This window comes from Mesobacillus sp., from assembly GCF_047739415.1.
In the GTDB taxonomy this organism is placed as follows: Bacteria; Bacillota; Bacilli; order Bacillales; family Cytobacillaceae; genus Mesobacillus.
Genome location: NZ_JBIQOE010000184.1, coordinates 13,112 through 32,165, shown reverse-complemented (window position 1 = coordinate 32,165; position 19,054 = coordinate 13,112). Strand labels below are relative to the sequence as shown.

Here is a 19,054-nt window from a genome sequence, read left to right as displayed (position 1 = left end):
TAGGATAATAAATGCAGCGCAGACACCTTTTGCGCTGTATTTTTTTACGTTTAAGGAGAAACAATGAACCAGTTAATTATCAATGTAAATTCGAGAGAAAAGCGCTTCGCTTTGGTCAAGAATGGCGAAGTTGAAAAAATATATATTGAACAGCCAGGCCAGCAATCGTTGGTCGGGAATATTTATCTTGGCACCGTTGAAAAAGTGATACCAGGAATGAACGCAGCATTCATCAATTTCGGCGAAGAATTAAGCGGGTTTCTTCAAAAAGATAAGCTGGCATCCTATGTACTATCTGACGCCGAAAATAAAGCAAATCGCTCGATCTCTTCGTATGTCCATCAAGGAGAAAAGCTGCTGGTCCAGGTTGAAAAAGATGCGGCTGGTACAAAAGGGGCGAGGCTGACGGGAGTCATTGAATTACAGGGTGAGAATCTTGTCTATATGCCTCAGGGAAAATACATAGCTGTTTCTAAAAAGGCAGAAACACCAGAGGTCAGAAATAAGTGGAGAGAATTCGCCAGCCAGGTCAAAACGCCCGAGGAAGGTCTCATTTTCAGGACCGAAAGCCTGAGCCAGACAGAGGAAGCAATCATCCGTGAGCTTGAGCAGCAGCGTGAACAATACGCTCTAATGGCAAAGACCATATCAGGCATGAAGAAACCAGGGATTGTTCACAGTCGGGACTACTTTTTTGAGCAGGCGGCAGCAACACTTCTATCATTAGAAAGTGGTGAAGTGGTAACTGATTGCCTTGACTTTAAGAAAAGTATTGAACACCATATTACAGATGGGATAGAGTTAGAGTTTTATAATGGAAAAGAAAATATTTTCTCCTTTTATAAAATCGAGCAAGAAATCGAGCGGCTGCTTAAAAGGGTTGTCTGGCTGGAAAAAGGAGCCTACATGGTCATTGACCAGGGTGAGGCACTTACGATGATCGATGTGAACACAGGGAAGTTTTCCGGCAAAACGGATCTGCGTGACACTGTCATGAAAACGAATCTGAATGCGGCAGTCGAAGCGGCAAGGCAAATCAGGCTCAGGGATCTTGCTGGCATCATACTGATTGATTTTATTGATATGAAGAGTGATGCGGAACGGGAAAAGGTGCAGAAACTTATTCAAAAAGAGTTGCATTTGGATGAGCGCCGGACACGAATCATCGGCTTTACCGAGTTGGGTATCCTTCAGCTTACAAGAAAAAAGACAAAACAGTCGTTGGCCGAGACGCTGACTGATAAATGCTGGACATGCGGAGGTACTGGCCAGGTACTGAGCTCGGAAACCGTCGCTTACAGACTCGAACGCACGCTTTGGGGGTACAAGTACTCCGATTACGAAGAAATTCACGTAGCCGCGACGAAGGAGGTCATCCTCCATTTTTCCGGAGAGGCTGATATCCATAAATTGAGGCTTGAAAAAGCACTTGGCTTTAAGATAAAATTCTCGGTGTCAGACGCGGCGAAACCTTTTTATGAAATCCTTAAGGTTGGTGCATCGATAGAATTCGGTTGAACCAAAGCTGGCCATTAAAAGAACACCGATTATTATGTTGACACTTTCGCTCGGCATATGGTAGTATTTTAATGTTATTGTTTGTAGCACCCGTGCTACAACCGCTCACACCAGGTTAGTAAGATTGCAATCTGCAACGCCTGTTGATGGCGAGTCTGAGTCTAATGAGGAGGTGCACTGGAATGTACGCAATTATCGAAACTGGCGGCAAGCAAGTAAAGGTAGAAGAAGGACAAGCAATCTACATTGAAAAGCTAAACGCTGCTGAAGGCGAAACTGTAACTTTTGACAAGGTTCTTTTTGTAGGTGGCGATAACGTTAAAGTTGGTAGCCCAGTAGTTGAAGGCGCAACTGTAACAGCTAAAGTTGAAAAGAATGGCCGTCAAAAGAAAATCATCGTTTTCAAGTACAAAGCGAAAAAGAACAATCGTAAGAAGCAAGGTCATCGTCAGCCTTACACTAAAGTTGTTATCGAAAAGATCAACGCTTAATTAGGGCGGATTACCATGATTCGTGCAACGATTAATCGTACAAAATCCGGAAGCATCCAATCGTTTACGATTAGCGGCCACGCTGGATTCGCTGCCCATGGCAGTGACATTGTCTGTGCAGGTGTTTCGACCATCTCGATCGGAACTGTCAATTCCATCATTGGTTTGACAGGGGTCACCCCGGACATTGAACAAGGCGCAGATGGCTTTCTCCGCTGTGAAATTCCCGACAATTTGCCGGAGGAAACACAGGAGAAAATCCAATTGCTCCTTGAAAGCATGGTCATTACATTGCAATCGATGGAAAAAGAGTACGGAAAGCACATAAAATTAACCTTCAAACAGTAGGAGGTGGAACAAAATGTTAAGATTAGATCTTCAATTCTTCGCTTCTAAGAAGGGTGTAGGTTCAACTAAGAACGGACGTGACTCAATCGCAAAGCGTCTTGGCGCTAAGCGTGCAGACGGTCAATTCGTAACTGGTGGTTCTATCCTTTATCGTCAGCGCGGAACTAAAATCTACCCAGGTGTAAACGTGGGTAAAGGTGGAGATGACACTCTATTCGCTAAGGTTGACGGCGTCGTTAAATTCGAACGTCTTGGCCGTGACCGCAAGCAAGTAAGTGTTTATCCTGCAGCTCAAGAAGCGTAAGCCAAAGAGAAGCCCTAACCACTGCGGTTAGGGTTTTCTTGTATTTTATGGCTTGAGGTTTGCAGAAAGCTTTTTTCAAGAACTATAAATAGGCTATGTTAAAGGTTTGATATGGCATCCTGTTGATTGTAGTGGAAGGCGCGTAGACTCCTCCGAAAATGCTAACGCATTTCCATCGTGCGTGGGCGAACTCGAGGAAGCTCAATCAATGTCCTGCGGGAGCATGGGTCAGGGGAGACCCCGCAGGAGTGTAACGACGAGGAGGCTTCCCGAGCCACCAAGGAAGAATTCGTCCTTGAAAAAGCCGGCAGTTGGGCTTTTTCATAATTCTTCCCGCGGAAAGCGCAGCGCCTGGAACGAAAATCAACAGTCTTGTTTAACAGAGCCTAAAAATAATAAATATGATAAGAAATCCAACTAACTAAATACATAATTAGCTTACGCAGAATGGCTTTTTTGTTATACTTACACCAAGCAGTCTTATGAGTAGGAGTATGTGTATGAAAAAAGAGTGGGATACAATCGAGGTTTTGCGTCATGCACGCCATGATTGGATGAATCAGCTTCAACTAATTAAAGGGAATTTATCGCTGAATAAAGTGGACCGGGCTAAAGAGATCATTGAAGAAATTATCATGGAAGCCAGGCAGGATGCAAAGCTATCTAATTTACATCTTCCTCAGTTTGCCTCTACATTGTTAACCTGCAATTGGGAGAATCATCATTTCCAATTGGAATATGAAGTAATGGACTCCCAGAACTTCCACAGATTAGATGACCAGTTGTTGACTCGCTGGACAGAGCAGCTTTTTGATGCATTGAATTCTTCGATTGAACAATATCAGGAAAATCATCTCTCCGTCACAATTGAACCGCAGGAGAAAGGAATCGGGTTCTTTTTTGATTTTAGCGGAATAATAAATGATAAAAATCGCTTGTTAAGGTTCCTTGGCCAGCAGCCGGGTTACAATATGAAAGTAATGTCGGATGGCGTGGTCGATGGGGAATTAACGATAGAAGTTTTTATGGAATCTCTATAGGGAAACATAGAAGCGATAACAAATTTCAGACAGGTGGTAATGACATAATGTTTGTCGATCAGGTTAAAATTTATGTAAAAGGTGGGGACGGCGGCGATGGAATGGTCGCGTTCCGACGTGAAAAATATGTTCCGAAGGGCGGTCCTGCTGGCGGCGACGGCGGTAACGGTGCAAATGTAGTTTTTCAGGTGGAAGAGGGACTGCGTACGCTGATGGATTTCAGATACCAGCGCCATTTCAAGGCACCGCGCGGCGAGCACGGAATGTCTAAAAACCAGCATGGTAAAAATTCGAAGGATATGATTGTAAAGGTTCCACCAGGGACAATCGTATCTGATGCCGAGACTGGCGCGATCATTGCTGACCTGGTAGAGCATGGCCAGAAGGCTGTCATCGCGAAGGGCGGACGCGGCGGACGTGGCAACTCACGTTTCGCAACACCGGCCAACCCGGCACCAGAGCTTTCCGAAAAAGGTGAACCAGGACAAGAAAGAGAAATCGTCATGGAATTGAAACTCCTTGCGGATGTAGGGCTAGTAGGCTTCCCAAGCGTAGGGAAATCGACGTTGTTGTCTGTTGTTTCAGCAGCTAGACCGAAAATAGCGGAGTACCACTTCACGACCATTGCCCCGAACCTCGGTATGGTTGAAACGGAAGATGGCAGAAGCTTCGTGCTTGCAGACTTGCCTGGACTTATTGAAGGTGCACATTCAGGAGTGGGTCTTGGGCATCAATTCCTGCGTCATATCGAACGTACACGCGTCATCATCCATGTAATCGACATGGCCGCAACAGAAGGCCGCGATCCATATGAGGATTATTTAACGATCAATAATGAATTGAAAGAATATAACTTGAGGTTGACGGAGAGACCACAAGTAATTGTAGCTAATAAAATGGACATGCCAGATGCGGAAGAAAACCTGAAAGCGTTCAAGGAAAAGCTAGGGGACGAACACCCTGTTTTCCCTATCTCAGCTGTTACTAGAGAAGGTCTGCGTGAATTATTGTTCGCGGTAGCTGACCTGATTGAAAAAACTCCGGAGTTCCCTCTCATTGAAGAAGAGGAATTAGAAAAAGATGAAAACCGCGTGATGTACAAGCATGAAAAAGCAGAACAGGAATTCCAGATTACCCGTGATTCGGATGGAACATTTGTCATTTCTGGTGACAGTATTGAAAGGCTGTTCAAGATGACTGATTTCTCAAGGGATGAATCCGTCCAAAGGTTCGCCCGCCAGATGCGCGGCATGGGCATTGATGATGCACTTCGTGAAAGAGGCGCGAAAGATGGAGATACAGTCAAGCTGCTTGAATATGAATTTGAATTCGTGGAATAGGCTTAAATGATTTTAGAAAGTCGATTAGCCAGCAACAGGTTAGTCGGCTTTCCTCTTTAAAAAATGATTGTTTTCTTAATGGTTATTTTTAAAAGCAAAAATAAAAAAGGCTGGCATTCTGATGGGGTGGTGGAGATGAAGCAAAATCAAGATAGGAAGTTTTATCTTGTTCGTGAAGATGTCCTGCCTGAGGCGATGAAGAAGACGCTTGAGGCAAAGGAAATGATCGAACGCGGTAAAGCAGAGTCGGTCTGGGATGCAGTTCAAAGGGTCGACTTGAGCCGGAGTGCATTTTACAAATACCGTGATACGGTCTTTCCGTTCCATACAGTGGTGAAGGAACGAATCATTACGCTGTTTTTCCAGCTTGAAGACCGGTCTGGTACGCTTTCAGAACTGCTGAGTACGGTTGCTGCTACTGGCTGCAATGTTCTGACCATCCATCAGACGATTCCTCTGCAAAGCAGGGCGAATGTAACGCTAAGCTTGAATGTCACCGAAATGAGAGTCGAAATGGATGAGATGCTCGCAAGGCTGAAAAGACTGGAATTCGTAGAAAAAGTTGAAGTGCTGGGGTCAGGTGCTTAAAGAGGGTAGCAGGGGGAGATGGGCTTGAATATTGGTTATCTTGGACCGGAAGCAACATTTACGGACTATGCTGCCCGGCAATTGTTTAAAGAGGCTAAGAGGATTCCATTTGTTAGTATACCAGAATGCATGGATGCTGCTTCAACGGGAGAAATTGATGCAGCAATCGTACCGCTGGAAAACTCCATCGAGGGCTCAGTTAATGTCACAATCGATTATTTAGTCCATGAAACAGATCTCCAGATTGTTGGGGAAGCGGTGGTGCCAATCAGGCAGCATCTGCTGGTTCATCTGAATCATATCGAAAAGTGGAAGGAAGCTGAATTGATTTGCAGCCATCCACACGCACTAGCACAGTGCCATAAATTTTTACATAAAGAATTCAAAGGAATTCCTCTTGAACATATGTCATCTACAGCAGCAGCGGCTAAGTATGTACAGAGCCATCCGGAACGGAACATCGCGGCAATCGCAAATAGCCTTGCTGCTGAGGAGTATGGATTAGCCTTTGCTGAGCAAAATGTCCATGATTACAGCTATAACCATACCGTATTTGCTGTGCTGGCGAAGAAAGATCATGACATTTACATGGCTCCAACAAAAGAGGCGAAGACAAGCTTGATGATTACACTGCCTTCGGATCGGGCAGGAGCACTGCATCAGGTTTTATCTGCTTTCTCATGGCGGAAGCTCAATCTGTCTAAAATTGAATCACGCCCAATGAAAACAGGGTTGGGAAGATACTTTTTCATTATCGATATTAACTTGAAAATGGATGACGTATTAATTCCAGGAGCCATTGCCGAAATAGAGGCATTAGGCTGCACTGTTAAAATGCTTGGAAGTTATTCAAGCCATAAGATATAAAAAAATCCATCAATTTGATGGATTTTTTTATATCCCTATTCTAAATCAATAAGTAATTTTTCTTTGCGTAGCGTTTCTTCTGCTTCATCCAGTGCTTTTTCCGTTGGAGCGGAGATTGTGTGCAAGTGGATTCCGTCCGTTAACTCCGATAGGTAGGAAGCGTTAGTTGTCCTGATTTTTTTCATGAACTGTTTTACTTCATTTCTATTTGAGACCATGATGGAAGCTGTTAAATCCCCATACACGGGGTGCTCAATTTTCACGTCCTTAACGGTTACCCCGTGATCGACAAGAAGCAGGAGTTCTTCTTCTGTCCTTTCAGGGCCGTGGGAGACGGCAATGATCCTTTCCGCTGCTGAAGGACGGGATGCATGCATATATAGATATCCCTGGCTGGTAGCAATGATTGGTTGGTTTTTGGCTTTAAGCAAGGTAATATCGCCAACAATGACCTGTCTGCTTACATTCGTTATCGCCGAAAGCTCGCCTCCGGTGATGGGTTCACTACTTTCCTGCAGACGTTTCAGGATGTAGGCACGGCGTTCATCTCCGAGAATTTTCGTAGGTTCCTTCATAATCCGATCGCTCCTTCGACTTCTTCATTCGAAAATTTTACCATAAAATCAACCTAAAGTTAAACGGCCGACACTTGTGCAGTGATTGCTGCAAGCATTTTCCCAAGGACGACTACATCTTCCAGACTAGTCTCCCTCCCGAACGAAATTCTGAAAAATTCCTTTGCCTGTTTCCCGTTGATTCCCATTGCAGACATCGTCTTCGCTGGTGACAGCATGCCGGTATGACAAGCTGTACCGGTTGAAATCGCAAATCCTTTGCGGTTGCATTCAAGCAGGACGTATTGTCCCTCCACTCCCTTTATCGCCATTCCCAAAATACCTGGAAGTTGTTCATCGCCCTCAGTTCCAAAAAACTCGATTGAATCCCTGACATCTGAAAGGGTTTCAATAAGAGCCTCTCTCAGTTTTTTAACTCTATTCGTTTCTGTATCTATGAGAGAATGTGCTTTTTGCGCTGCTGCAGTCATTGCTGCGATTCCCGGGACATTTACCGTGCCAGGCCTGAAGCCTCTTTCATGTACAGTTCCATCTATGTAAGGCTTCCAGGCAAGCTTGGGGTTTACATAAGCCACTCCAGTTCCTTTAGGTCCGTAAAACTTATGGCCTGAAATCGAAAGGGCATCTACCCAGCTGGCCAGTGGAGCAACTGGAATTTTTCCGAAGGTTTGCACGCAGTCCGTGTGAATCAGTATTTCTTTAGAGCGACAATGATCAGCAAGATTGATGATCGGCTGGATTGTTCCGACTTCAGGGTTGCCATGCTGAATCGAAACTAGCACAGTTTCGGGTCGGACAGCTTCGATGAAACTCGCAATTTCAATTTTGCCATTTCGGTTCAACGGGAGGAATGTGATCTCCCATCCTTCCCCTTCAAGCTTTTTCATCAAATTATAGACGGAGGAATGTTCAGCGGCCCCGGTAATAATATGATTGCCGTGTTTTCTTTTGGCAGTGAGGAGCGCCATAATCCCAAGATAACTCGCTTCAGAACCCCCACTTGTAAAATAAATCCCCGCATTTTCAACACCAAGCAAGCGCGAGAATTCCTGTCTGCAACTCTCTAATAAATTAGCAGAAGCACTGCCTGTCTCATGAAGGCTCTGGCTATTCCCAAAGTACTTTGTCGATGCCTGGATAAAAATATCTGCCGCATCCTGGTCAAGCGGACAAGTTGCAGCGTAATCGAAATATTTCATAGGTTCTCTCCTAGATTGAAATTTGGTATGGTTACCCTTCATTAGTGCCCGGTCTCTGTCCAAGAGGAGGAAACAGGTAACATAAAGCCCGTATATGTGCCCGGTCTTTGTTCAAAAGGAGGAAACCGGTAACATAAAGCCCGTATATGTGCCCGGTCTTTGTTCAAAAGGAGGAAACCGGTAACATAAAGCCCGTATATGTGCCCGGTCTTTGTCCAAAAGGAGAAAACCGGTCACATAACACTCCAAAATGCACCCAAAACCTGGCTGTCAAAAGAACTACTGTCAGAGGATATTCCAATAAATGCCCGGGGGCTGCATGTTAATAGAATCGTACCATAACTATAAAAAATAAAAGTTCTTGTCAACAGTGTAAATGTGTGTAAATATAGATGTCAAGACACCTGTTAATCCAGGAGGCTATCATTATATGAAACAATCAGATGTAATCATTGTTGGCAGCGGGATTGCCGCACTACAATTGGCCAATAAATTAGCAAAGAGTTTAAATGTGATTATTCTCACAAAGAAGGAGCTGACAGCAGGGAATTCTTATCTTGCACAGGGCGGGGTCGCAGCAGCGATTGCACCGGGCGACGATCCTTACTTGCATTATCTCGACACACTGGAAGCTGGTGCTCATCACAATAATTCTGAAGCTGTACTTGAAATTACCAAGAAAGCACCTGAATTGATAAAAGGATTATGGGAATCAGGCTGCCGCTTTGATGAAGACGGAGATGGGAAATTGCTTCTGGGAATGGAAGGGGCTCATAGTGAAAAGAGGATTGTCCACAGCGGAGGCGATGCAACTGGTAAGCATATGGTCGACTTTTTGCTCTCGAACCTGGATGTCAATATTTCAATTGAACAATCCACATTTGTATATGAGCTCATTTTAGATAGTTATGCAACGCGCTGTATCGGTGTTAAAGCTAAGCGCATGGACGGAACGAATGAAACTTATCTTGCTCCCCACGTTGTCCTGGCTACGGGCGGCTGCGGGCAGGTCTTTGCCTTCACTTCTAATGCCGAGACTGCAACCGGGGATGGAATGGCGCTAGCATACAGGGCAGGTGCTGAGCTTGCCGACATGGAATTTGTGCAATTCCACCCTACACTCCTTTATGTAGATGGAAAGACGAGAGGTCTCATATCTGAAGCAGTAAGGGGTGAAGGGGCCGTACTTGTTACTGCTGAAGGCACGCGGATCATGAAAGGAATTCATCCGCTGAAGGATCTGGCACCGCGTCACATTGTCTCGCAAACCATTTATGACTACTCACGAAGAGGAATTCAAATCTTTTTAGATATTTCGACCATCCATGATTTCAGTAGCCGCTTTCCAACGATTAGCAAGCTGTGTACCGAGCATGGAATAGAAATTGAAAAAGGCTTGATCCCTGTTGTGCCTGGGAGCCATTTTATCATGGGCGGGATAAAGACTGATTTGCAGGGCCAAACAAGCATCCCTGGATTGTATGCAATCGGTGAAACTGCATGCACAGGAATCCACGGTGCAAACAGATTGGCAAGCAATTCCCTATTGGAGGGCATGTTTGTTGGCGAAAACCTTGCTGAATGGATCAACAGCCACCAAGATGCCAATAGAAAAGCAGTAAGTATCATGGGAATTCAAAATCAACTTGCCAAAATAGAAGCTAACATGAATCAAATTGAATTTGAAGGTGAGCTTCCTGACATGGACTTACTAAAACAAACCATGATGGACCGAACAGGGATTGTCCGGACAAAAGAATTGCTGATCTTACAGAATGAGTGGCTTGGTCAGTTCAGCCTAGATCGATGGCTGGAGGCTTCGCTGGACCATTTGGAGCCATCTGAATTAAACAATCTTTTCATGTACATCACCGCCACCTTAATCACACAGTCTGCTTTGGAAAGGACGGAAAGCAGGGGCGGGCACTTTCGGAAAGATTTTCCTCATGAAGATAACGCCAATTGGATGAAGAAACAAATCATCCATCAACGAAAAAACGTAAAGGATGGTAAGCATGAATTCAATCAAACTGCGCTTGCTACTTGAACAATTTTTTATTGAAGATATAGGTGAACGTGATGTCACCAGTGAACTGATTTTCGGCAATGAACATAAAGGAAGTCTCGTTTTAATCGCCAAGGATGAAGGGATTTTCTGTGGTGAGCAAATCATCCATACTGGCTTCCGGCTGCTTGATGAGAGCAGTCAGTTAACCCTGAATGTGAAAGATGGAGAGAAAGTTGTAAAGGGTCAAGAGCTTGCGTTGATCACCGGCAGGGTTTCCGATTTGCTTAAAGCAGAAAGAGTCGTTCTTAATCTTGTACAGCGGATGAGCGGGATTGCGACGAAAACGAATGAAGCTGTCAGAGTATTGGACAGCGCAAAAACGCGAATCTGTGATACGCGTAAAACTACCCCGGGTCTCAGGATGCTTGAGAAGTATGCAGTTCGCTGCGGCGGAGGCTTCAATCATCGTTATGGGCTGTATGACGCTGTGATGATCAAGGATAACCACATCTCATTCGCGGGCTCAATCAACAATGCCGTTGAAGCAGTAAGGTCAAATCTTGGGCATATGGTGAAGGTCGAGGTTGAGATCGAAACAAAGGATCAGCTTCTTGAAGCAATTGACTCAAAAGTTGACTGCATCATGTTCGATAACAGGACTCCGGAACAAATCGAGGAATGGATCGGCAATGTTCCAGCAGGGATTTTAACAGAAGCATCTGGAGGCATTACGCTCGATAACCTCCATAGCTATAGAGATTGCGGTGTAGATTATATTTCTCTTGGATTCCTCACGCACTCTGTAAAATCATTGGATATTAGCGCAAAAGTGATGGCTGAAACGAAAGGGGCTGTAGCATATGAATATATTGGAGGCGCTCGAAACGAAATCTAGGATGCTTCCTGATAAGTACAAAAATATGTCTGTGCAGGAACTTGAGGACATGATCAAGAGTATTAAGGCGAAAATGGGCAAGAAGCTCTTTATCCCTGGTCATCATTATCAAAAAGATGAAGTCATTCAATTCGCTGATGCTACAGGAGATTCATTGAAATTAGCCCAGCTTTCAGCAGAGAACAGGGAAGCGGAACATATTGTGTTCTGCGGCGTCCATTTCATGGCTGAGACGGCCGACATTTTAACTACCGAAAGTCAGAAGGTCTACCTTCCTGATATGAGGGCGGGATGTTCGATGGCGGATATGGCAGATATTTACCAGACAGAAAGAGCCTGGGAGTTCCTGCAGGTGCTGTTTGGGGAAACTATTTTGCCGTTAACGTACGTGAATTCCACGGCAGCAATCAAATCATTTGTCGGAGCTAATGGCGGTGCTACTGTGACGTCTTCCAACGCTGAGAAGATGGTGCGATGGGCTTTTTCAAAAAAGGAACGCCTGCTTTTCCTTCCAGATCAGCATTTAGGAAGGAATACTGCTTTTAATATCGGCGTCAATCTGGACGAAATGGCCGTTTATAACCCGATTGAGAATATCCTTGAATTTGAGGGCCCGCTTGAAAAAGTGAAGGTTATACTTTGGAAAGGCCATTGCTCTGTTCATGAGAATTTTACAGTGCAAAATATTTCCCATGTCCGTGAAGCATACCCGGACATGAAAATCATTGTTCACCCTGAATGCTCACGTGAAGTTGTTGCGTTGTCAGATAAGGCAGGCTCTACAAATTATATTATTGAAGCCATCGAAGCTTCTCCTGCCGGGTCATCCTGGGCGGTGGGGACAGAAATGAATTTGGTGAATCGTTTGATTTCACAACATCCAGATAAGCAGATTATTTCTTTGAACCCGCATATGTGCCCATGCCTGACAATGAACAGAATCGACCTGCAGCATCTTGCCTGGAGTCTGGATTCGGTAATCCAGAGTCAGGAAATTAATCTTATAAAAGTGGATGAAGAAACAGCATTTAATGCGAAGCTTGCCTTAAACCGCATGCTTGAGCAATCGTAAATTGAAATCCTTCCCAAACCGGGGAGGATTTTTTTATGGGAAAAGCTTAATCTCCTGCTGAAAAACATATTTATTTACATAGAAGCATAAGTTTTTTTGAAGATTGTTAGCAATTTGCCCACACCCACATACAATATATGGACTTATGCCATAGGAGGGAATCAGAGTGAAAATCCATATCGTACAGAAAGGGGATACTCTTTGGAAAATCGCCAAAAAGTACGGCGTGAACTTTGAAGAGCTGAAAAAGATGAACGCACAGCTCAGCAACCCTGATATGATTATGCCCGGTATGAAAATAAAAGTTCCAACTGCTGGAGGAACAGTAAAAAAAGAAGCTCCAATCGCAGGTGGAACGCCTCAAGCAAAAATCAATATGGGTGGCAAAAAGGAAATGCCGATTGCCAAAGAGAAACCAATGCCAATGCCAGAAGTGAAGAAAGAAGTTCCAAAAGAGGCTCCAGTTAAGGAACAACCGAAGAAAGAAATGCCTAAACCTGTTCCAAAGGAAGAGCCAGTTAAACCATATAAACCGAAGATGCCAGTGCAAATTAAGCCTGAGATTGACATCAACAATTACTATATGATGAATATGGCTAATATGCAGCTGCCGCCACAGCCGAAACCACAGCCGAAACCGCAGCTCCCGCCAAAACCAGATAATATTTTTCCGGAAATCAAACCAGAGGTAAAGCCTGAGGTCAAGGCTCCAGTAAAGCAGCAGGTCAAACCACAGGTTAAACAAGAGATAAAGCCCCAGTTGCCAAAAGCTGAGATGAAACCAAATGTGAAACCAGAAATAAAGCCAGAGATAAAAATTGAAAAGAATGATTTCATGGATGAATCACCATCAATGATGCCATTCGTTCAAGGAGGTTACCAGCAGCCGATGATCCCTTATCCTTATAACTGTTATCCAGGGGCGCCTTCCATGTCAGGTCCAGCTTATGGCTATCTGGGAGCCCAGCAAATGCCTTATCCACAGGTACAGGGAGTTTCGCAATATCCAGGAATGATGCCTAACATGGCATTGCCGGCAGAAGATATCGAATCTTCATCTTTTGCGAATATGCAAATGCCATTGAGCCCGGCTATGGAAAATATGCCTCATCATGCTGCTCCACAAATGACAGGTCCAGTCTTCCATGGTATGCCGATTTCGCCGGTCATGCCTGGACCAGGCTACTGCCCGCCGTATGAGCAGGGATATCCGCAACAGATGCCATACATGCCTCAGGTAGCAGGTGCGATGGAGGATCAGATGCCTATGCAGCCACAAGTTGGCGGAATGATGGATAATCAAATGCCACAAGTCGGAGGTATGATGGATGACGAATCTTCAGAAATGCCAATGCCTCAGATGCCGCAAGTTGGCGGGATGATGGATAACCAAATGCCACAGGTAGGCGGAATGATGCAGGGTCAGATGCCGATGATGCCACAGGTCGGCGGGATGATGGATAATCAGATGCCGATGATGCCGCAGGTCGGCGGGATGATGGATAATCAGATGCCGATGATGCCACAGGTCGGCGGAATGATGGATAATCAAATGCCGATGATGCCACAGGTCGGCGGGATGATGGATAATCAAATGCCGATGATGCCGCAGGTCGGTGGAATGATGGATAATCAGATGCCGATGATGCCACAGGTGGGTGGAATGATGGATAATCAGATGCCGATGATGCCGCAGGTCGGTGGAATGATGGATAATCAGATGCCGATGATGCCGCAGGTAGGCGGAATGATGGGTAATCAGATGCCGATGATGCCACAGGTCGGTGGAATGATGGATAATCAAATGCCACAGGTGGGCGGAATGATGAAACAGCCAATGATGCCTAAGCAGGCTGTGCAGGGTGCCGGCTATGATTGTGGCTGCGGGGGACAAATGGGTAATCCTTATGGCTTGATGGGAGCAGGCATGCACCATCCTCACCATATGATGATGCACCAAGGCTATCATGGAGCACCAGGAATGCATATTAACCCTCACCAAGGATACCAGATGGGCATGGGTCCACAGGGGTTCATGAATCCTTATGGAGCAGGTCCGATGGGTGGAGGCTATGGTATGCCGATGCCGCGTTTCGAAGATGAAGAGAGCAATGAATATTAACATCAAGAGAGGTGGAGACGATTATTTTTTCAATCGTCTCTTCTCTTATTTAAATAGCGAACTCAACATTGGAATCAAGGAAATGACCCATTTAAGAGGAGATGTCTTTCTCATTAAAACAGAGAATACCCGATTTATTTTAAAAGGGTATAAAGATCTGCGGAAATTAAAGATTCAAGAAGCATTTGCTTCATCTTTACGAAAATCCGGTTTTGACCAATCCTACCGATTTTATAATCAGAATAAAGATCCCCTTCATTTCCATGGGTTATACTATGGTTGTATTGAATATATAGACCACCATGAAAAGCGTTTTGATTATGGAATTCAAGCAGACAGAGAGGAAGGCGTTGAACTGTTAAATCGGTTCCATGACCATACATCGGTGCTTGTTCCTTCATATGCTGGCATGCTTCCGAAAACAGATTTAGCGAAAAAATGGCACCATCGAAAGAATGAATTTACCGAAAACCAGCCAGGAGTTAATTTCTATGTGAATAAAACCATTACCGAAGAGCTGCTGGAATGGGCGGATTTTTCTCTGAGGAATTTTGTGAATTCGAGAAAAGATCTTGAAACAGGGCCACCATCCATCCTCCATGGGGATGTAGCTCATCACAATTTTCTTCGATCAAAGGAAGGAAAGCTGTACTTAATTGATTTTGATTTAATCAGCTCTGGATCAAGAGCATATGATATGCTGCAGTATGCAAACCGTATCCTGCCTTTTTTGGATTGGCAATTTGAATCACTGGAAAAAATAAACCATTTGAATAAATGGTTGGATTCTGACGCCTTTTTATACGGACTATTGTACCCTGCGGATATTTTAAGGGAATGGAACCGCTTGTTGAGGAACAGAAACCAGTCACATCCGTATAGCCTGGCACCAATCGTTGAAATGACTGTCGGACAGTTTCAGCAAAGGAAACAATTCCAGGAAAAAGTTAAATCGAGATTGAATGATTAGGTTTTTGGACGTATCTGTCAGAATGAAAATCCAGCCTCATCCGCACTCTAATAATGAGCATGAAAAAAAGTGCTCATTTTAGCTAGGATGGGGGTTTTTCGATTGAACAAAAAGATGTTGTTCGTACCTATAGCTTCCTTGCTCACAATAGGACTGGCGGCTTGCAACGGAAATGATGAAGCCGCTGTTCAAAGCCAGAATGCAGATGGTGGGCAGCCACTTGGCTATTACTCGAATGAAAAAGGGAATGAAATTGACGTGATGGATGATCGAGAGGGTGCGATCACGGAAATTTTTGACCATAATTTTGGGAAAGAGGGAACAGCTGCCGAAGACCGAAAGCGGAGAATGCTACAGTCGCGTGATGAAAATGGCAACCCTCCGAATCCAACCGTCCCTCGTTCTGATCACGACCATAACTTTTTCCAAAGAGATAATAGATATAGCCGCGGTGATTTGAATTATCATGGACACCTTAGTGAGCACAGGGGAAGCGGCAAGGCTGGGATTTACTCTAATACTGAACAAGATAACAGATTGGCCCGCAAAGTAGGGATTACAGCCGAGTCTGTCGACAATGTTGATAAAGTGAGGTCCGTGTTATTTGGCCGCGAAGTACAAGTGACTGTGACATATAAGGATAAGTCGCTGAAAAAACAAACAGATGAGAAAATTAAGAAGGCTGTACATCCGTATACAGAAGGAAGAATGCTGCGCATCCTAGAGGATGAAGGAACTTTCAGCAGAACAAGAAATATTGATTATGACCGGAAGAACGGGAATCCGAGAGAAAGCATCAACTGGAACCCTTAATCATTGGTAGAAGGCAGAGTAACATCTTGCCTTCTATTTTTATGCTGTTATTTAGAGAGGATAAATAAGATAATTTTGGCTACACTATTATTGAAAAAGAAAATGAAAAATTTTAGCAAATAAGAGAGGTGGACAGCAATGGCTTCAATCAACTTATTTAAAGCGTTCGGTACAACTGTTATGCTCCTAATGGGTCTATCGGTATACAGTTTAGTACTTCAGACAGAGCCGGTTTTTGCTGAGAAGCCTGAAGAAGCAGTCGATGAAATCAATGAACCTCTTAAGGTCACAATCATTTTGCAAAGAGTTTATCTTGATGGTGAAATGAGTGAGGAACGTATTGAGGAAACGATTTGGTCCATGGAAGACTTTTGGGCCAAATATGATGAATGGCAGCTAGTAGATATGGAAGCAAATAAGGCTGTGTTCAGACAGGATTATGATGATATATCGCCGCTATTGAAGACAAACGGTTATTTCGGGTTGTCAGATGAAGGGGTACTTACTATTTTTAATGGAAGGCCTGATGGTTCGAATATCATTCAATCGTTCTTTCAAATCGACCTTGGCAGACTTGAAAGTATTAAACGAGATCAATTGAAAAAAGGGATTCCAATCAGGAATAAACAATGCTATGAAGAGGTATTAGAGACTTTTAAACCATACACTGTGAGGGAAAACAGCGAAGAGCCGGGCTGACTGGCTCTTATTTGTGTTTCCTAAGGTTTCGGAGAGATTTTATTACTGGATAAGAAAGTATAAATTCATCCACTTAGATAAGTGTCTAGCTCCAGCGCCTAGCCCCTCGAGACGTTTCGGTCCGCCCGATGAAGTCAAAGAGCGACTTCACCGGTCGGCCCTCCAACGCTTGTCGGGGCTGACCAAGGATCTTGCGCTTTTCTTATAAAAATGATCATACGTTCGCCTTTTCGCATATTTTTATTCATACCTTTTAAAAGAGTATGTTAAAATGAGTTACAGCAAAGCAGAGGGGCGAGAGTATTGTATGAATTTATAAAAGGTACCGTCGATTTCGTCGGTCCTGAATATATAGTGATAGAAAACAACGGGATTGGGTATCAAATCATGACACCAAACCCATTTGCATTTACGAAAGAAGCAGGTAAAGAGATTTGTATTTTTACATATCATTATGTCAGAGAAGATTTAATTGCTCTTTATGGCTTTAAGAATCGTGAAGAAAAGGCCCTTTTCACCAGGCTCTTGAATGTCTCGGGAATCGGTCCGAAAGGGGCACTGGCCATCCTTGCATCCGGCGAACCGGGTCAAGTGGTTCAGGCAATTGAAAATGAAGATGAGTCGTTCCTGGTAAAGTTCCCAGGGGTCGGCAAGAAGACTGCGAGACAAATGATACTCGATTTAAAGGGAAAACTGCATGACCTTGTGCCAGATTATTTCCCTAACCTTTTCAATTCGGATGAGGTAGCAGCAACCATAAGCCAGTCGACCGAGTTTGATGAAGCAGTATTGGCACTGAAGGCACTGGGTTACTCGGAAAAGGAAATTCGCAAGATCACTCCAGAGTTGAAGAAAGAAAAGTTGACGACAGACCAATATATCAAGAAAGCATTACAGAAGCTATTAAAGTAACGCTGTGTTAAAAATGATCTGTTAACCAGCTTATTAGAAGGGTGAGAAACAGATGGAAGAACGAATCATCTCCAGTGAAGCGGGCGACCAGGATGTTTCATTTGAGCAGAGTCTGCGTCCGCAGACACTCAGGCAATATATCGGCCAAGATAAAGTAAAAGCAAATCTTGAAGTGTTTATTGAAGCGGCCAAAATGAGACGTGAAACGCTGGACCATGTATTGCTCTATGGACCGCCTGGTTTGGGGAAGACAACGCTTGCGGCAATCATCGCCAATGAAATGGGCGTCAATCTTAGGACGACCTCCGGACCTGCAATTGAGAGGCCTGGAGATCTTGCCGCCATTCTAACGGCATTGGAGCCAGGTGATGTCTTGTTCATTGATGAAATTCACAGGCTTCCAAGAACGATTGAAGAAGTTCTCTATCCTGCAATGGAAGACTTCTGCCTGGATATCGTCATTGGCAAAGGACCAAGTGCCCGATCGGTCAGGCTTGACCTTCCGCCGTTCACGCTTGTTGGCGCGACAACCCGCGCTGGATCGTTGTCAGCTCCATTAAGAGACAGGTTTGGAGTTTTGAGCAGGTTGGAATACTATAATGAGAGGCAGCTTACTGATATCGTCGTCAGGACAGCTGAGCTTTTGGAAACTGACATCGACTGGCCTGCCGCTCAGGAGCTTGCAAGGAGATCGAGAGGGACACCGAGAATTGCCAACCGCCTATTGAAGCGAGTTCGCGACTTTGCGCAGGTGCGCGGCAATGGCGCCGTAGAGGAAACTCTTGCCCAGGAGGCATTGGAACTGATGCAGGTTGACCGCTTGGGTCTTGACCATATAGACCATAAATTACTCAAGGGCATCATTGAAAAATATCGCGGCGGACCGGTTGGTTTAGAAACAATTTCCGCAACCATCGGCGAGGAATCACAGACGATTGAAGATGTGTATGAACCATATCTTTTGCAGATCGGTTTTTTGCAGAGGACACCAAGGGGAAGAATTGTAACGGAGGCAGTATACCGACATTTTGAAATGGAGGTGCCTGAACGATGACAGGTGCAGCAAAGTTCGTGATGATCGCCGGTGCAGTCATTTTCATCATTGGCTTTATTATGCAGTTTGTCAATTTGGGAAGGCTGCCGGGAGACATCGTCATTAAAAAAGGCAACACGACCTTTTACTTCCCGATTGTTACTTCCATTTTGGCAAGCATTATCTTATCTGCGATCTTTTACTTTATCGGCCGATTCAGATGAGCGGCCCATGAACAAAATATAAAGAATACTTAGTAA

20 protein-coding genes and 1 other annotated feature are annotated in these 19,054 nt (G+C 44.5%); of the genes, 18 read left to right on the top strand and 2 right to left on the bottom strand.

Translation table 11 applies throughout. The annotated features are described in order from the left end of the window. The first annotated feature begins 63 nt into the window (after positions 1 to 63). The 8 genes from ACH0QE_RS14610 to pheA all read left to right on the top strand — a co-directional run bounded on the left by ACH0QE_RS14610 (position 64) and on the right by pheA (position 6,496). Entirely contained in the window at positions 64 to 1,518 is a 1,455-nt protein-coding gene (locus ACH0QE_RS14610) for an Rne/Rng family ribonuclease (RefSeq protein ID WP_415801328.1), read from the top strand. Between the two features lie 89 nt (positions 1,519 to 1,607). Then, positions 1,608 to 1,685, top strand: a sequence feature (ribosomal protein L21 leader region). A 15-nt stretch (positions 1,686 to 1,700) separates the two neighbouring features. Beyond that, entirely contained in the window at positions 1,701 to 2,009 is a 309-nt protein-coding gene (gene rplU / locus ACH0QE_RS14605) for a 50S ribosomal protein L21 (RefSeq protein WP_023627147.1), read from the top strand. 15 nt (positions 2,010 to 2,024) lie between these two features. Beyond that, the gene (locus ACH0QE_RS14600) at positions 2,025 to 2,357 is read left to right on the top strand and encodes a ribosomal-processing cysteine protease Prp (RefSeq protein ID WP_415801327.1); all 333 of its coding nucleotides are present in this window, start codon (positions 2,025 to 2,027) and stop codon (positions 2,355 to 2,357) included. A 13-nt stretch (positions 2,358 to 2,370) separates the two neighbouring features. Continuing rightward, positions 2,371 to 2,661, top strand: a complete 291-nt coding sequence (gene rpmA / locus ACH0QE_RS14595) for a 50S ribosomal protein L27 (RefSeq protein WP_079509900.1) — start codon at positions 2,371 to 2,373, stop codon at positions 2,659 to 2,661. A gap of 500 nt (positions 2,662 to 3,161) precedes the next feature. Further along, a complete protein-coding gene (locus ACH0QE_RS14590) occupies positions 3,162 to 3,701 on the top strand; it encodes a Spo0B C-terminal domain-containing protein (protein WP_415801326.1) in 540 nt (179 codons plus the stop codon). Positions 3,702 to 3,748: 47 nt separating this feature from the next. Then, a complete protein-coding gene (gene obgE, locus ACH0QE_RS14585) occupies positions 3,749 to 5,041 on the top strand; it encodes a GTPase ObgE (protein WP_415801325.1) in 1,293 nt (430 codons plus the stop codon). A 135-nt stretch (positions 5,042 to 5,176) separates the two neighbouring features. Further along, positions 5,177 to 5,629, top strand: coding sequence for an ACT domain-containing protein (locus ACH0QE_RS14580; protein WP_023627152.1), 453 nt, complete (start codon positions 5,177 to 5,179; stop codon positions 5,627 to 5,629). Between the two features lie 18 nt (positions 5,630 to 5,647). Continuing rightward, positions 5,648 to 6,496 carry a prephenate dehydratase gene (gene pheA / locus ACH0QE_RS14575; protein WP_415801324.1) on the top strand — a complete coding sequence of 283 codons (849 nt, stop codon included), beginning with the start codon at positions 5,648 to 5,650 and terminating at the stop codon, positions 6,494 to 6,496. Positions 6,497 to 6,531: 35 nt separating this feature from the next. Here the strand turns inward: pheA and ACH0QE_RS14570 are convergent, their stop codons facing one another. Further along, positions 6,532 to 7,071: a transcription repressor NadR gene (locus tag ACH0QE_RS14570; RefSeq protein ID WP_415801323.1), complete on the bottom strand. Its 540-nt coding sequence runs from the start codon at positions 7,069 to 7,071 to the stop codon at positions 6,532 to 6,534. Between the two features lie 59 nt (positions 7,072 to 7,130). Further along, positions 7,131 to 8,270 carry an IscS subfamily cysteine desulfurase gene (locus ACH0QE_RS14565; RefSeq protein ID WP_415801322.1) on the bottom strand — a complete coding sequence of 380 codons (1,140 nt, stop codon included), beginning with the start codon at positions 8,268 to 8,270 and terminating at the stop codon, positions 7,131 to 7,133. A 430-nt stretch (positions 8,271 to 8,700) separates the two neighbouring features. On the opposite strand from ACH0QE_RS14565, the gene nadB reads away from it, so the two are divergent. From nadB to ACH0QE_RS14515, 10 genes are all read left to right on the top strand, one after another. Continuing rightward, the gene (gene nadB / locus ACH0QE_RS14560; protein ID WP_415801321.1) at positions 8,701 to 10,317 is read left to right on the top strand and encodes an L-aspartate oxidase; all 1,617 of its coding nucleotides are present in this window, start codon (positions 8,701 to 8,703) and stop codon (positions 10,315 to 10,317) included. Next, on the top strand, positions 10,286 to 11,173 hold the full coding sequence (gene nadC / locus ACH0QE_RS14555; RefSeq protein ID WP_415801320.1) for a carboxylating nicotinate-nucleotide diphosphorylase: 888 nt from the start codon (positions 10,286 to 10,288) through the stop codon (positions 11,171 to 11,173). The genes nadB and nadC overlap by 32 nt, the downstream gene beginning before the upstream one ends. Beyond that, a complete protein-coding gene (gene nadA, locus ACH0QE_RS14550) occupies positions 11,139 to 12,245 on the top strand; it encodes a quinolinate synthase NadA (RefSeq protein WP_415801319.1) in 1,107 nt (368 codons plus the stop codon). Before nadC ends, nadA begins: the two co-directional genes overlap by 35 nt. A 166-nt stretch (positions 12,246 to 12,411) precedes the next feature. Further along, complete coding sequence (gene safA, locus ACH0QE_RS14545; protein ID WP_415801318.1) at positions 12,412 to 14,367, top strand: SafA/ExsA family spore coat assembly protein; 1,956 nt, start codon at positions 12,412 to 12,414, stop codon at positions 14,365 to 14,367. Further along, positions 14,357 to 15,337 (top strand): phosphotransferase, encoded by a 981-nt coding sequence (locus ACH0QE_RS14540; RefSeq protein WP_415801317.1) that lies wholly within the window; start codon positions 14,357 to 14,359, stop codon positions 15,335 to 15,337. The genes safA and ACH0QE_RS14540 overlap by 11 nt, the downstream gene beginning before the upstream one ends. A 102-nt stretch (positions 15,338 to 15,439) precedes the next feature. Further along, complete coding sequence (locus ACH0QE_RS14535; protein WP_415801315.1) at positions 15,440 to 16,150, top strand: YhcN/YlaJ family sporulation lipoprotein; 711 nt, start codon at positions 15,440 to 15,442, stop codon at positions 16,148 to 16,150. A gap of 138 nt (positions 16,151 to 16,288) precedes the next feature. Next, a complete protein-coding gene (locus ACH0QE_RS14530) occupies positions 16,289 to 16,849 on the top strand; it encodes a BofC C-terminal domain-containing protein (RefSeq protein WP_415801314.1) in 561 nt (186 codons plus the stop codon). A gap of 303 nt (positions 16,850 to 17,152) precedes the next feature. Beyond that, positions 17,153 to 17,761 (top strand): Holliday junction branch migration protein RuvA, encoded by a 609-nt coding sequence (gene ruvA, locus ACH0QE_RS14525; protein WP_415801313.1) that lies wholly within the window; start codon positions 17,153 to 17,155, stop codon positions 17,759 to 17,761. 52 nt (positions 17,762 to 17,813) lie between these two features. After that, entirely contained in the window at positions 17,814 to 18,815 is a 1,002-nt protein-coding gene (ruvB, locus tag ACH0QE_RS14520) for a Holliday junction branch migration DNA helicase RuvB (protein ID WP_415801312.1), read from the top strand. Then, complete coding sequence (locus ACH0QE_RS14515; protein WP_214739246.1) at positions 18,812 to 19,018, top strand: DUF2905 domain-containing protein; 207 nt, start codon at positions 18,812 to 18,814, stop codon at positions 19,016 to 19,018. The genes ruvB and ACH0QE_RS14515 overlap by 4 nt, the downstream gene beginning before the upstream one ends. Positions 19,019 to 19,054: the final 36 nt, after the last annotated feature.

Coding starts and splice junctions, on each gene's coding strand:
- ACH0QE_RS14610 (WP_415801328.1), top strand. CDS start 64: ATGAACCAGTTAATTATCAATGTAAATTCGAGAGAAAAGCGCTTCGCT.
- rplU (WP_023627147.1), top strand. CDS start 1,701: ATGTACGCAATTATCGAAACTGGCGGCAAGCAAGTAAAGGTAGAAGAA.
- ACH0QE_RS14600 (WP_415801327.1), top strand. CDS start 2,025: ATGATTCGTGCAACGATTAATCGTACAAAATCCGGAAGCATCCAATCG.
- rpmA (WP_079509900.1), top strand. CDS start 2,371: ATGTTAAGATTAGATCTTCAATTCTTCGCTTCTAAGAAGGGTGTAGGT.
- ACH0QE_RS14590 (WP_415801326.1), top strand. CDS start 3,162: ATGAAAAAAGAGTGGGATACAATCGAGGTTTTGCGTCATGCACGCCAT.
- obgE (WP_415801325.1), top strand. CDS start 3,749: ATGTTTGTCGATCAGGTTAAAATTTATGTAAAAGGTGGGGACGGCGGC.
- ACH0QE_RS14580 (WP_023627152.1), top strand. CDS start 5,177: ATGAAGCAAAATCAAGATAGGAAGTTTTATCTTGTTCGTGAAGATGTC.
- pheA (WP_415801324.1), top strand. CDS start 5,648: ATGGGCTTGAATATTGGTTATCTTGGACCGGAAGCAACATTTACGGAC.
- ACH0QE_RS14570 (WP_415801323.1), bottom strand. CDS start 7,071: ATGAAGGAACCTACGAAAATTCTCGGAGATGAACGCCGTGCCTACATC.
- ACH0QE_RS14565 (WP_415801322.1), bottom strand. CDS start 8,270: ATGAAATATTTCGATTACGCTGCAACTTGTCCGCTTGACCAGGATGCG.
- nadB (WP_415801321.1), top strand. CDS start 8,701: ATGAAACAATCAGATGTAATCATTGTTGGCAGCGGGATTGCCGCACTA.
- nadC (WP_415801320.1), top strand. CDS start 10,286: ATGAATTCAATCAAACTGCGCTTGCTACTTGAACAATTTTTTATTGAA.
- nadA (WP_415801319.1), top strand. CDS start 11,139: ATGAATATATTGGAGGCGCTCGAAACGAAATCTAGGATGCTTCCTGAT.
- ACH0QE_RS14540 (WP_415801317.1), top strand. CDS start 14,357: ATGAATATTAACATCAAGAGAGGTGGAGACGATTATTTTTTCAATCGT.
- ACH0QE_RS14530 (WP_415801314.1), top strand. CDS start 16,289: ATGGCTTCAATCAACTTATTTAAAGCGTTCGGTACAACTGTTATGCTC.
- ruvB (WP_415801312.1), top strand. CDS start 17,814: ATGGAAGAACGAATCATCTCCAGTGAAGCGGGCGACCAGGATGTTTCA.
- ACH0QE_RS14515 (WP_214739246.1), top strand. CDS start 18,812: ATGACAGGTGCAGCAAAGTTCGTGATGATCGCCGGTGCAGTCATTTTC.